The organism is Streptomyces sp. NPDC002623 (genome assembly GCF_053592635.1).
In genome coordinates, this window is record NZ_JBSFWB010000016.1 from 61,796 (window position 1) to 74,630 (window position 12,835).

Sequence of the window (12,835 nt, forward strand, 5' to 3'; positions counted from 1 at the left end):
GGGGGCCGCCGGGGGCTTCTCTACTCTGGTGGGCGGCAGGAAACGTACAACCCCCCACGAATCAGGAGCTGCCCACAATGGATCACGGCGGGCACGGTATGACCATGGATCTGCCGCCGTTCACGCTGGGGCGAGGTCTTCAGTGGTCGGCGGATCCGTTCTTCCTCGTCGCCTGTCTGGTGGGGCTCGGGCTGTACGGGTGGGGGGTGCTGCGGCTGCGGCGGCGCGGGGACGCGTGGCCGGTGGCGCGGACCGTCTCGTTCGTCGTCGGGGTGCTCACCATCATGCTCGTGATGTGCACCGCGCTGAACGACTACGGGATGGTCATGTTCAGCGTGCACATGGTGCAGCACATGGTGATCAGCATGCTGTCGCCGATCCTGATCCTGCTGGGCGCCCCCATGACGCTCGCGCTGCGCGCGCTGCCGGCCGCCGGCCGGGGCCGCAAGGGGCCGCGTGAGCTGCTGCTGATGCTGCTGCACAGCCGCTATATGCGGATCATCACCCATCCCGCGTTCACGATCCCGCTGTTCATCGCGAGTCTCTACGCGCTGTACTTCACGCCGCTGTTCGACTTCCTGATGGGCTCCAGGACGGGGCACGTCGCGATGATGGTGCACTTCCTCGCGGTCGGCGTGGTGTTCTTCTGGCCGATCATCGGCGTGGATCCGGGGCCGGAGCGGCCGGGCTATCTGATGCGGATGCTGGAGCTGTTCGCGGGCATGCCGTTCCACGCGTTCTTCGGCATCGCGCTGATGATGGCCTCGCAGCCGATGGTCGAGACATTCAAGAACCCGCCCGCCTCGCTCGGCATCGACGCGCTCTCCGACCAGAACGCGGCCGGCGGCATCGCCTGGGCGTTCAGCGAGGTCCCGTCCGTGCTGGTGCTGATCGCCCTGCTGTTCCAGTGGTACGGCTCCGAGCAGCGGCAGGCCAAGCGCAAGGACCGGGCCGCCGACCGGGACGGGGACCAGGAGCTGGAGGCGTACAACGCCTATCTTGCGTCGCTCGACGCACGCGGGCGCTGAACCCGGGGCACCATGGAGGGGGACCGCCCTGTGGGAGGGCGGCCTGAGGAGGGTGTCGCGATGGCCGGTACCACGGACAGTTCGACGAAGACCATGGGGGTGCTCACCGTCGGCGGACTCGTCATGGTGACCGCCTACACGGTGGCGCTCGGCAGCAACGGCTGGCTGTGGTTCGGCTGGGTCGTGCTGGGGCTGATCACCCTCGCGCTGATCGTGCTGCGAACGACGAACTGAGCGCCTGAGAGCTACTCGCGGGTGAGGCGGGCCGCCGAGTGCACGCCCGGCTGGTACTTCGGCAGCCGGGCGGTGATCTTCATGCCCGCTCCGAGGGCGGTCTCGATGACGAGGCCGTAGTCGTCGCCGTAGACCTGGCGCAGCCGGTCGTCCACGTTGGACAGCCCGATGCCGCCGGACGGGCTGACCTCGCCGGCCAGGATGCGGCGCAGCGCGACCGGGTCCATGCCGGCGCCGTCGTCCTCGATGACCACGAGGGCCTCGGCGCCGGCGTCCTGCGCGGTGATCTGGATATGGCATTTGTCGGCCTTGCCCTCCAGTCCGTGTTTGACGGCGTTCTCCACGAGGGGCTGCAGACAGAGGAAGGGCAGGGCCACCGGGAGTACCTCGGGGGCTATCTGGAGGGTGACGGCGAGGCGGTCGCCGAAGCGGGCCCGGACCAGGGCCAGGTAGTGGTCGATGGCGTGGAGTTCGTCGGCCAGGGTGGTGAAGTCGCCGTGCCGGCGGAACGAGTAGCGGGTGAAGTCGGCGAACTCCAGGAGCAGTTCGCGGGCCCGCTCGGGGTCGGTGCGCACGAACGACGCGATCACCGCGAGCGAGTTGAAGATGAAGTGCGGGGAGATCTGGGCGCGCAGGGCCTTGATCTCCGCCTCGATCAGCTTCGTCCGGGACTGGTCGAGGTCCGCCAGCTCCAGCTGGACGCTCACCCAGCGGGCCACCTCGCCGGCCGCCCGGACCAGCACCGCGGACTCGCGGGGCGCGCAGGCTACGAGGGCGCCGTGCACCCGGTCGTCGACGGTGAGCGGGGCGAGCACCGCCCAGCGGACGGGACAGTCGGCGTGCTCGCAGCTGAGCGGGAAGGCCTCGCCCCGGCCGCTCTCCAGGGGCCCGGCGAGCCGCTCCATGATCTCCGCACGGTGGTGTCCGCCCACTCCGTCCCAGGCCAGCACCTCCTTCTCGTCGGTCAGGCACAGGGCGTCCGTGCCGAGCAGGGTGCGCAGTCTGCGGGCCGATCTGCGGGCCGTCTCCTCCGTGAGGCCGGCCCGCAGCGGGGGCGCGGCGAGGGAGGCGGTGTGCAGGGTCTGGAAGGTGGCGTGCTCGACCGGGGTGCCGAGGCCGCCCAGGCTCTCCGGGCGGGCGGTGCGGCGGCCCAGCCAGAAGCCCGCGGCGACGAAGGGGAGGATCGCGATGCAGACGCCCGCCAGGAAGTCGCTCATGCCTTCGCCTCCGCGGCCCGCAGCTCCTCCGTGCGCAGTTCCTCCGGGAGGTGGAAGCGGGCCAGGATCGCCGCCGTTCCGGCCGGGACCCGGCCCGGGGTGGCCAGGGACACCAGGATCATGGTGAGGAAGCCGAGCGGCACGGACCACAGCGCCGGCCAGGCGAGCAGGGCGTGCAGTCCGCCCGTGCCGGGGAAGCCGGCCATGGTGGCGGCGACGGCGAGGAACGCCGACCCGCCGCCCACCAGCATCCCGGCGGCCGCGCCGGGCGGGGTCAGCCGGCGCCACCAGATGCCGAGGACGAGCAGCGGGCAGAAGGAGGACGCCGACACCGCGAACGCCAGTCCGACGGCGTCGGCCACCGGCAGCCCGCCCACCAGCAGGCTCGCGGCGAGGGGCACGGCCATGGCGAGGCCGGTGCCGAGCCGGAAGTGCCGTACGCCGCGGGTCGGCAGGACGTCCTGGGTGAGCACGCCCGCCACGGCCATCGTCAGCCCCGAAGCCGTGGACAGGAACGCGGCGAACGCTCCCCCGGCGACCAGCGCGCCGAGCAGGTCGCCGCCGAGGCCGCCGATCACCCGGTCGGGCAGCAGCAGGACGGCCGCGTCGGCGTCGCCGCCGAGGGCGAGCTCGGGGGCGTAGATGCGGCCCAGCGCGCCGTAGACGGGCGGCAGCAGGTAGAAGGCGCCGATGAGGGCGAGAACGGCGACCGTGGTGCGGCGGGCGGCCACTCCGTGCGGGCTGGTGTAGAAGCGCACGACGACGTGCGGCAGGCCCATGGTGCCGAGGAACGTGGCGAGGATCAGTCCGTAGGTGGCGTACAGGGGGCGCTCCTCGCGGCCGACGGCCAGCGAGGTGGACATGCCGCCGTTGTTGCCGCGCTCGGCGACGGGCACGGCGGCGCCCTCGGCGAAGGTGAGGCGGGTGCCGCGCTCGATGCGGTGGGCGCCGGCGGGCAGGCGAAGGACGGCGTCCTTGTGCGGACGCCCGTCGACGCGGCCGTCCACCGTCACGGTCAGGGGGCTCCGCAGCCTGAGGTCCAGGGTGTCCTCGACCCGGACGACCCGCTGTTCGCGGAAGGAGGCCGGTTCGTCGAAGGCGTTCTGGGGGGCTCCGTCGCCCTGCCAGGCGAGGAGCAGGAAGACGGCGGGGACGAGGAGCGCGGTGAGCTTGAGCCAGTACTGGAAGGCCTGTACGAAGGTGATGCTGCGCATGCCGCCCGCGGCGACGGTCGCCGTGACGACCACGGCGACGATCAGCCCGCCGAGCGAGTCGGGGGCGCCCGTCAGGACGGTCAACGTCAGTCCCGCGCCCTGGAGTTGGGGCAGCAGATAGAGCCAGCCCACGCCGACCACGAAGGCGCCCGCGAGCCGCCGGACCGACTGGGAGGCCAGCCGGGCCTCGGCGAAGTCGGGGAGCGTGTAGGCGCCGGAGCGGCGCAGCGGGGCGGCGACGAAGAGCAGCAGGACCAGATAGCCGGCGGTGTAGCCGACCGGGTACCAGAGCATGTCCGGGCCCTGGACCAGGACCAGCCCCGCGATGCCGAGGAAGGAGGCGGCGGAGAGGTACTCGCCGCTGATGGCGGCCGCGTTGAGGCGGGGGCCGACGGTGCGGGAGGCGACGTAGAAGTCGGAGGTGGTACGGGAGATGCGCAGGCCGAAGGCGCCGACGAGGACGGTCGCGACGACGACGAGGGCGACGGCGGGGACGGCGAACGTCGAGTTCATCGCGCGTCCCTCATCGGTCCTCGACCAGCCGGACGAAGTCCCGCTCGTTGCGTTCGGCGCGGCGCACGTACCAGCGGGCGAGCAGGACGAGCGGGGCGTAGAGGCAGAAGCCGAGGACCGCCCATTCGAGGCGGTGGGCGTCGGGCATCGCCGCGAAGAGCAGCGGCAGCGGGCCGACGAGGAGCGCGAGGACGGCGAACACCGTGAGGGCGGCGCGCAGTTGGGAGCGCATGAGGGAGCGGACATAGGTGTGACCGAGGGTGGTCTGCTCGTCGATCTCGGTGCGCGGGCGGTAGTAGCCGGAGGCGCGGCGGCTGGTACGGCGGGCGGGACCGGAGACGACGACCCGCCGCTCGACGGGGTCCTGAGGCATCGAGCTACGTCCTCCTCATCAGCAGGTCCCGCAGTTCGCGGGCGTGGCGGCGGCTGACCTGGAGCTCCTCGCCGCCGACCAGGACGCTCACCGTGCCCGCGTCCAGGCGGAGTTCGCCGATGTGGCGCAGGGCGACGAGGTGGCGGCGGTGGATGCGGACGAAGCCGCGGGCGCGCCAGCGCTCCTCCAGGGTGGACAGGGGGATGCGGACGAGGTGGCTGCCGCGGTCGGTGTGCAGGCGGGCGTAGTCGCCCCGGGCCTCGACGTGGGTGATGTCGTCGACGGCGACGAAGCGGGTCACTCCGCCGAGTTCGACGGGTATGTGATCCGGGTCGGGCTCGTGCACGGGGATGTGCGGGGCGGCGCCGCGCAGTTCGGCGGCGCGCCGCACGGCCTCGGCGAGGCGTTCCTTGCGGACGGGTTTGAGGACGTAGTCGACGGCCTTCAGGTCGAAGGCCTGGACGGCGAAGTCCTCGTGGGCGGTGACGAAGACGACCAGCGGGGGTCGGGCGAAGCCGGTGAGCAGCCGGGCCAGGTCGAGGCCGTCGAGGCCGGGCATCTGGATGTCGAGGAAGACGACGTCGATGGCCTCGGGGCCCGCGGGGCCGGACTCCAGGGCGCGGTTGATGCGGCGCAGCGCCTCGGTCGCGTCGCCGGCGCCCTCCACGCTGCCGATCCGCGGATCCGCGGTGAGCAGGTAGAGCAGCTCTTCCAGCGAGGGGCGTTCGTCGTCGACGGCGAGGGCACGCAGCATGAAGGTGGAGTGTAGGGGCGATCCGCACCACTGGACATGTACCGGGGTGTGGACCTGTGCGCTGGATACAGTGCCCGCATGAACAGCGCGACCGCCCCTTTCGACGAGCTCGACCGGAAGATCATCACCGCTCTGATGGCGAACGCCCGGACGAGCTTCGCCGAGATCGGCACGGCTGTGGGTCTCTCCTCGACGGCCGTGAAGCGCCGGGTGGACCGGTTGCGGGAGACCGGGGTGATCACGGGGTTCACGGCCACCGTGCAGCCGTCGGCACTGGGCTGGCGCACGGAGGCGTACGTGGAGGTGTACTGCGAGGGCGCCGCGCCCCCCAGACGGCTGGCGGAGGTGGTGCGCAACCATCCGGAGATCACCGCGGCGATGACGGTGACGGGCGGGGCGGACGCGCTGCTGCACGTGCGGGCGCGGGACGTGGAGCATTTCGAGAACGTGCTGGAGCGGATCCGGTCCGAGCCGTTCATCCGGAAGACGATCAGCGTGATGGTGCTGTCGCATCTGCTGCCGGAGAGTCCGGAGGCGGGAGCGACGCAGGCCGCACCAGGCGTGCGTTGAGACGGGTCAAGACGCAGGATTCCTGCGTGGACACGCAGCTCTTGTTTCTTGTCCGGCGTATCTCCCGCTTCGTACCGTGGTGTCAACCCTCAGTCGACACCGTTGGAAGCGGAGGAACCCCTCTGTGTCCGATACCCGTGCGCTGCGCTCTCGGCGCTTTCTCGTCTGCGAACCCAGACACTTCGCCGTGCAGTACGCGATCAACCCCTGGATGCATCCCGACACCCCGGTCGACGTCGATCTCGCCCGGGGTCAGTGGCAGGCGCTGATCAGCGCCTACCGGTCCCACGGCCACACCGTGGACACCGTGGAGCCGGCGCCCGGTCTGCCCGACATGGTCTTCGCCGCGAACTCGGCGGTCGTCGTCGGCGGCCGGGTCTTCGGCTCCCTGTTCCACGCGCCCGAGCGGCGTGGTGAGTCCGTGCACTACGACACCTGGTTCAAGGCGGCCGGGTACGAGGTGTACCGGCCCGAGTCCGTCTGCGAGGGCGAGGGCGACCTGGTGTGGACGGGCCGGTACATGCTGGCCGGCACCGGGTTCCGGACCACCCGGGAGGCGCACCGCGAGGCGCAGGAGTTCTTCGGCCATCCGGTGATCAGCCTGACCCTGGTCGACCCGCACTTCTACCACCTGGACACGGCGCTGTTCGTGCTGGACGAGGAGAACATCGCGTACTTCCCGGAGGCGTTCTCGCCCGGCAGTCGCGAGGTGCTGGCGCGGCTGTTCCCGGACGCCGTCCTGGCGACCCGGGACGACGCGCTGGCGTTCGGGCTGAACTCCGTCTCCGACGGCCGCCATGTCTTCATCGCGCCGCAGGCCGAGGCGCTCGCCGCCCGGCTCGGCGAGCACGGCTACCTTCCCGTCCCCGTCGACCTGTCGGAGTTCCACAAAGCCGGCGGCGGCATCAAGTGCTGCACCCAGGAGATCCGCTCATGACCGCGCCCGTCGTCCCCCCGCGTTCGTCCGCCGCCGACTCCGCGCGCTCGTCCGACGAGCTGATCCGCGCCGAGGGTCCGGTCCTCGCGCACAACTACCATCCGCTGCCCGTGGTCGTCGCGCGCGCCGAGGGCGCCTGGGTGGAGGACGTCGAGGGCCGCCGCTACCTCGACATGCTGGCCGGCTACTCGGCCCTCAACTTCGGCCACCGCCATCCACTGCTGATCGAGGCGGCCCACCGCCAGCTGGACCGGCTCACGCTGACCTCCCGCGCCTTCCACAACGACCGCCTCGCCGAGTTCGCCGAGCGGCTCGCGGAGTTGACCGGCCTGGACATGGTCCTGCCGATGAACACCGGCGCGGAGGCGGTCGAGAGCGCGGTCAAGGTGGCCCGCAAGTGGGCGTACGAGGTGAAGGGCGTCCCGGCCGACCGGGCGACGATCGTGGTCGCCGCCGACAACTTCCACGGCCGTACGACGACCATCGTGAGCTTCTCGACGGACGAGACGGCCCGGGCCGGCTTCGGGCCGTTCACGCCGGGCTTCCGGGTCGTCCCGTACAACGACCTGGCCGCGCTGGAGGCCGCGGTCGACGAGACCACGGCGGCGGTGCTGATCGAACCGATCCAGGGCGAGGCGGGCGTCGTCATCCCCGACGACGGCTATCTCGCCGGGGTGCGGGAGCTGACCCGGCGGGCGGACTGTCTCTTCGTGGCGGACGAGATCCAGTCCGGGCTCGGGCGCACCGGGCGGACGCTGGCCCTGGACCACGAGGGGGTCGTGCCCGATGTGCTGCTGCTCGGCAAGGCACTGGGCGGCGGGATCGTGCCGGTGTCGGCGGTGGTGGCCCGGCGCGAGGTGCTGTCCGTGCTGCGGCCGGGCGAGCACGGGTCGACGTTCGGCGGCAATCCGCTGGCCGCCGCGGTCGGCACGGCGGTGGTGGAGCTGCTGGAGACGGGTGAGTTCCAGCGCCGGGCGGCCGAGCTGGGCGTCGTCCTGCGGGACGGGCTGACCGGGCTGGTCGGCAAGGGCGTCGTCGGCTTCCGGGCGCGCGGACTGTGGGCGGGCGTGGACGTCGACCCGGCCGTCGGCACCGGCCGTGAGGTGAGCGAGCGGCTGATGCGGGAGGGCGTCCTGGTCAAGGACACCCATGGCTCGACGATCCGGCTGGCGCCGCCGCTGACCATCACCGGCGAGGAACTGGGCGCGGCGCTGGCCGCGTTGGAGAGGGTGCTGGCCCAGGGGGCCTGACGGACCCGCCGTCACCCGGGAGCCGGCCGGGTACGGCGGTCGGTCGCCCCGGTCGGAGTCCCGGGTGGCTCAGCCGCTGTCGTGCAGGCAGGGTGAAGATTGGGTCAGGAGGTGGTAGACCACTCTCAGCGACAGAGAGGTCGACCGTGGGCACACACGACGAGGACGACGTTGCCCGCCGGCGGTTCGACGTGGCGGACACCGCGCCCCTGCTGCTCGACACACGGGGCGCGGTCACGAGCTGGACCAGGGACGCCCAGCGGTTGCTGGGGTATCCGGCCACCGAGGCGGTGGGCCGGTCCCTGGCCGGGCTGCTCACCCACGCGGACGCCGCGCGGCTGCCGGACGTCCTCGAGCGGTGCCGTCGGGAGGGCGGCTGGGCGGGACTGCTGTCGGCCCGCCGGATGGACGGCCGGGCGATCCCGGTCATGGCCCGGATCACCTCGGCGCACGAGCCCGGCGGCCCGGCGCGCTGGCTGGTGCTGATGAACGAGATGGGCGACGCCCCCGGCTGGAACATGAGCCGGTCGATGCTGGAGCAGATGGTCGCCGGTTCCCCGATCGGCATAGCGATCGTGGACACCGACCTGCGCTATGTGTGGTCGAACGCGGCCCTCTCCCGGTTCGGCGGCGGCCCGCCCGAGCACCGGCTGGGGCTGCGGCTGGCCGATGTGCAGCCGGGGCTCGACTCCGAGGCCGTCGAGGCGCAGATGCAGCAGGTGCTGGAGAACGGCGAGACCGTCGTCGGGTACGAACACCTGGGGCACGTTCAGGCCGCGCCGTACCGGGAGACGGCGCACATGCTGTCGTTCACCCGGCTGGACGACGACCACGGCAGCCCGATGGGCGTCTATTACACGGTCGTGGACATGACCGAACGGCATCGCGCCCGGCAGCGGCTGGCCCTGCTCGACCGGGCCGGCCGGCACATCGGCCGCAGCCTGGACATCGCGCGGACCGCACAGGAGCTGGCGGACGTGGCGGTGCCGGAGTTCGCCGACGTCGTCACCGTGGACCTGCTGGAGCCGGTGCTGCGCGGCGCGGAGCCCGCACCGGGGCAGGCGGCGGACGGCCCCGAGGGCTCCGTCACGCTGCGCAGGGCGGGCCGGCGGACGGCCGGCGGGCCCGAGACGCCGACCGGCACCCCTGCGGTCGTCCACCGGGCCGGATCGCCTCCGGTTCGCGCTCTGGTCGGCGGACGGCCCTGGCGGGTCGAACGGCTCGACCCGCCGGACGCCCTCGGCATGGAGTGGGTGGCCGACCCGCCCGCCGGGTCCGAACGGCCCAGTGCCCTGATCGTGCCGGTCCGGGCGCGCGGCGCCACCCTGGGCGTCACCACGTTCCTGCGCGGCGACCGGCGCGAGCCCTTCGACGAGGACGATCTGGCCCTGGCCGAGGACCTCGTCTCACGGGCGGCCGTCTGCGTGGACAACGCCCGCCGCTACACCCGCGAACGCGACGCGGCTCTGGTGCTCCAGCGCAACCTGCTCCCCCGCCGGCTGCCCGAGCAGGACGCCGTCGAGGTGGCCGCCTGCTACCGGCCGGCCGACGAGCTGACCGGCCTCGGCGGCGACTGGTACGACCTGATCCCGCTGTCCGGGGCCCGGGTGGCCCTGGTGGTCGGCGAGGTGCCCGGGCACGGCATCGACGCCGCCGCGGCCATGGGCCGGGTACGGACCGCGGTGCGCACCCTCGCCGCCCTGGACCTGCCGCCCGAGGAGATCCTCGCGCACCTCGACGACCTGGTCGCCCGGATGGACCACGAGGAGGGCGTGGCGCAGGAGGCGCAGCCCCGGACCGACGGGACGCAGGCGGTAGGGTCCGCGTGCGTGTACGTCGTCTACGACCCCGTCGACGGGCGGTGCACGATGGCCGCCGCCGGGCAGCCCGCCCCGGCCGTCGTCCTGCCCGACGGGACCGTGCACTTCGTCGAGCTGCCGCAGGCGTCGCCGCTCGGCGCGGGCGGGCCGCCGTTCGAGTCGACGGAGGTGCCCCTGCCGGAGGGCAGCACGCTCGCGCTGCACACGGACGGGCTGCTGGCCCAGGGCGAGGACTGGGCGCTGGACACCGACCGGGCACGGCTGCGGCGGGCCCTGGAGCGCTCGGCGGACACGCTGGAGCTGCGCTGCCGGGCGGTGATCGACGCCCTCGTCCCGGACCGTCCGCACGACGATGTGGCCCTGCTGATGGCCCGGACCCGTCGGCTGGCCGCCGACCGGGTCGCCGACTGGGAGCTGCCCGCCGATCCCGCGGCGGTCGCCGAGGCCCGCAAGACCGCGAGCCTGCGTCTGGCGGAATGGGGACTCTCGGAGCTGTCGTTCACCACCGAGCTGGTCGTCAGCGAGCTGGTCACCAATGCGATCCGCTATGCCACCGGGCCGATCCGGCTCCGGTTGATCCGCGAGCGCACGCTGGTCTGCGAGGTCTTCGACGGCGGCGCCACCGCACCCCATCTGCGCCATCCGCGCGCCACCGACGAGGGCGGCCGCGGGCTGTTGCTGGTCTCCCAGGTCACCCAGCGGTGGGGCACCCGTTTCCTCGGCGAGGGGAAGGTCATCTGGGCCGAGCAGTCGCTCACGGACCCCGGCGGGTGACAGGCGAGCCCCCTCACATCACCTCACGTGAGAAAATATGGCAAAACCGGCGGATGGGGCGCTAGCCATGAACGACACGGCGATCGACTACGCGGCGGTGTTCCAGGCCCTGCCGGGCATGGTGGCGCTGTTGACGCCCGAGCTGGTGTACGCGGACGCCAACGAGGAGTACCTGCGCGTGGCGGGCCGCAAGCGCGAGCAGATGATCGGCCGGCACCTCTTCGACGTCTTCCCCGACAACCCCACCGACAAGGCCGCAAGCGGCATGCGCAACCTGGAGGCCTCGCTGCGGCGGGTGCTGGCCACCGGCGACCGGGACGCCATGGCGCTGCAGCGCTACGACGTCGAGTCGGCCGAGCGGCCCGGCGAGTGGGAGGAGCGCTACTGGAGCCCGGTCAACGCGCCGGTGTACGGCCCGGACGGGTCGGTGGTGCTGCTGGTGCACCGCGTCGAGGAGGTCACCGAGCTGATCCGGGCCCGCGGCGGCCGCGGGGCGGGCGGGGGCGGGTCGCGGGCGGGCAGCCGGGGGCGCGTCCTGGAGGCCGAGCTGTACACCCGCGCCCGGGAGCTCCAGGAGCTCAACGAGCGGCTGCGGCTGGCCCACGCCCGGGAGCGCGAGGTGGCCCTGGCCCTGCAGGAGGCGATGCTGCCCGCCCGCCGCCAGGTGGGCCACCACCGGGCGGCCGTGCGCTACCGGCCGGCGGTCGGCGCGCTCAATGTGTGCGGGGACTGGTACGACCTGGTCGACCTCGTCGGCGGCAACCGCATCGGCGTCTCGGTGGGCGACGTCGTCGGACACGGTCTGGAGGCCGCCGGGGTGATGGGCCAGCTGCGCAGCGCGCTCAGCGCGGCCTCCCGGGTGGCCGCGGGCCCGGCCGAGGCGCTGAACGTCCTCGGGCGGTACGCGCATGTCGTGGACGGCGCCGAGTCGGCCACCGCGGTCACCACGTTCATCGACTTCGACCACCACACCATCACCTACAGCAGCGCCGGGCACCCCCCGCCCGTCCTCGTGCACGCCGACGGGCGCGTGGAGTTCCTCGACCGGGCCACCGACCCCCCGCTCGACGCCCGCCCCGCCCCGGTCCCCCGCCCGCAGGCGTGCACCGCCTACGCCAACGGCGCCACCCTCGCCCTGTACACCGACGGTCTGGTGGAACGGCGGCACGAGGACATCGACACGGGCGTGGGCCGCCTCGCCGACGCCCTCGCCCGACACCGGGAGGACGACCCCGAAACCCTGGCCGACGCCGTCCTGTTGGAGCTTCTGCCGCCCGGCGGCGCAACCGACGACACGGCCCTCGTCGTCGTACGGCTGTGACGGACCTGCGACAACCCGGACCGCGGACTTGCTGTGCGACCACCGGCGGCAGGAACCTGGTGCCGCGGCCGATCGTCGCGGATCCACCGGAGTGAGGAGCTACCCGTTGTTCTACTACGTGCTCAAGTACGTCTTGCTGGGCCCGTTGTTGAAGCTGGCCTTCCGCCCGCGCATCGAGGGCCTGGAGCACGTACCGGAGTCGGGGGCGGCGATCGTCGCCGGCAACCATCTGTCGTTCGCGGACCACTTCCTGATGCCCGCGGTCCTCAAGCGGCGCATCACCTTCCTTGCGAAGGCCGAGTACTTCACGGGCCCCGGTCTCAAGGGGCGGCTGACCGCGGCGTTCTTCCACAGCGCGGGCCAGATCCCGGTCGACCGTTCCGGCAAGGACGCGGGCCAGGCCGCGATCCGCGAAGGCCTCGGCGTGCTGGGCAAGGACGAACTGCTCGGCATCTACCCCGAGGGCACCCGCTCGCACGACGGCCGCCTCTACAAGGGCAAGGTCGGCGTCGCGGTGATGGCCCTGCAGGCCCAGGTGCCGGTGATCCCCTGCGCGATGATCGGCACCTTCGAGGCGCAGCCGCCCGGCAAGATCGTCCCCAACCTGCACCCGGTGGTGATCCGCTTCGGCAAGCCGCTGGACTTCTCCCGGTACGCCGGGATGGAGAACGAGAAGGCGATCCTGCGCGCGATCACCGACGAGATCATGTACGCGATCCTGACCCTGTCCGGGCAGGAGTACGTCGACGAGTACGCGGCGGTGGTGAAGGCACAGCAGGCCGCGGCGGCCGACAAGCAGCGCCGGTTCCCGCGCATACCGCTGCGCTGAG

The 12,835-nt window shown here is 72.6% G+C and carries 12 protein-coding genes; 8 read left to right on the forward strand and 4 right to left on the reverse strand.

Annotated elements, in window-relative coordinates:
* Nucleotides 1–77: 77 nt before the first annotated feature.
* Nucleotides 78–1,028: a cytochrome c oxidase assembly protein gene (locus ACWD4O_RS27380; RefSeq protein WP_451283711.1), complete on the forward strand. Its 951-nt coding sequence runs from the start codon at nucleotides 78–80 to the stop codon at nucleotides 1,026–1,028.
* Between the two features lie 60 nt (nucleotides 1,029–1,088).
* A complete protein-coding gene (locus tag ACWD4O_RS27385; RefSeq protein ID WP_351910532.1) occupies nucleotides 1,089–1,262 on the forward strand; it encodes a hypothetical protein in 174 nt (57 codons plus the stop codon).
* An 11-nt stretch (nucleotides 1,263–1,273) separates the two neighbouring features.
* Here the strand turns inward: ACWD4O_RS27385 and ACWD4O_RS27390 are convergent, their stop codons facing one another.
* From ACWD4O_RS27390 to ACWD4O_RS27405, 4 genes are read right to left on the reverse strand one after another with little or no spacing between them, the layout of a single operon-like run.
* A complete protein-coding gene (locus ACWD4O_RS27390) occupies nucleotides 1,274–2,479 on the reverse strand; it encodes a sensor histidine kinase (protein ID WP_451283713.1) in 1,206 nt (401 codons plus the stop codon).
* The gene (locus ACWD4O_RS27395; RefSeq protein WP_451283715.1) at nucleotides 2,476–4,206 is read right to left on the reverse strand and encodes a sodium/solute symporter; all 1,731 of its coding nucleotides are present in this window, start codon (nucleotides 4,204–4,206) and stop codon (nucleotides 2,476–2,478) included. The genes ACWD4O_RS27390 and ACWD4O_RS27395 overlap by 4 nt, the downstream gene beginning before the upstream one ends.
* A gap of 10 nt (nucleotides 4,207–4,216) precedes the next feature.
* Nucleotides 4,217–4,579, reverse strand: a complete 363-nt coding sequence (locus ACWD4O_RS27400; RefSeq protein WP_451283717.1) for a hypothetical protein — start codon at nucleotides 4,577–4,579, stop codon at nucleotides 4,217–4,219.
* 4 nt (nucleotides 4,580–4,583) lie between these two features.
* Entirely contained in the window at nucleotides 4,584–5,333 is a 750-nt protein-coding gene (locus ACWD4O_RS27405) for a LytR/AlgR family response regulator transcription factor (RefSeq protein ID WP_450949356.1), read from the reverse strand.
* 78 nt (nucleotides 5,334–5,411) lie between these two features.
* Here ACWD4O_RS27405 and ACWD4O_RS27410 point away from each other — a divergent pair, with 78 nt between their 5' ends.
* The 6 genes from ACWD4O_RS27410 (at nucleotide 5,412) to ACWD4O_RS27435 (ending at nucleotide 12,834) form a co-directional block, all read left to right on the forward strand.
* Complete coding sequence (locus ACWD4O_RS27410; protein WP_450949357.1) at nucleotides 5,412–5,903, forward strand: Lrp/AsnC family transcriptional regulator; 492 nt, start codon at nucleotides 5,412–5,414, stop codon at nucleotides 5,901–5,903.
* A 124-nt stretch (nucleotides 5,904–6,027) separates the two neighbouring features.
* Nucleotides 6,028–6,840 (forward strand): dimethylargininase, encoded by an 813-nt coding sequence (gene ddaH / locus ACWD4O_RS27415; RefSeq protein WP_451283720.1) that lies wholly within the window; start codon nucleotides 6,028–6,030, stop codon nucleotides 6,838–6,840.
* On the forward strand, nucleotides 6,837–8,090 hold the full coding sequence (gene rocD / locus ACWD4O_RS27420) for an ornithine--oxo-acid transaminase (protein ID WP_451283722.1): 1,254 nt from the start codon (nucleotides 6,837–6,839) through the stop codon (nucleotides 8,088–8,090). Before ddaH ends, rocD begins: the two co-directional genes overlap by 4 nt.
* A gap of 146 nt (nucleotides 8,091–8,236) precedes the next feature.
* Nucleotides 8,237–10,684 (forward strand): SpoIIE family protein phosphatase, encoded by a 2,448-nt coding sequence (locus tag ACWD4O_RS27425; protein ID WP_451283724.1) that lies wholly within the window; start codon nucleotides 8,237–8,239, stop codon nucleotides 10,682–10,684.
* 67 nt (nucleotides 10,685–10,751) lie between these two features.
* The gene (locus tag ACWD4O_RS27430; protein WP_451283726.1) at nucleotides 10,752–12,005 is read left to right on the forward strand and encodes a PP2C family protein-serine/threonine phosphatase; all 1,254 of its coding nucleotides are present in this window, start codon (nucleotides 10,752–10,754) and stop codon (nucleotides 12,003–12,005) included.
* A 106-nt stretch (nucleotides 12,006–12,111) separates the two neighbouring features.
* Nucleotides 12,112–12,834 (forward strand): lysophospholipid acyltransferase family protein, encoded by a 723-nt coding sequence (locus ACWD4O_RS27435; RefSeq protein WP_451283728.1) that lies wholly within the window; start codon nucleotides 12,112–12,114, stop codon nucleotides 12,832–12,834.
* Nucleotide 12,835: the final 1 nt, after the last annotated feature.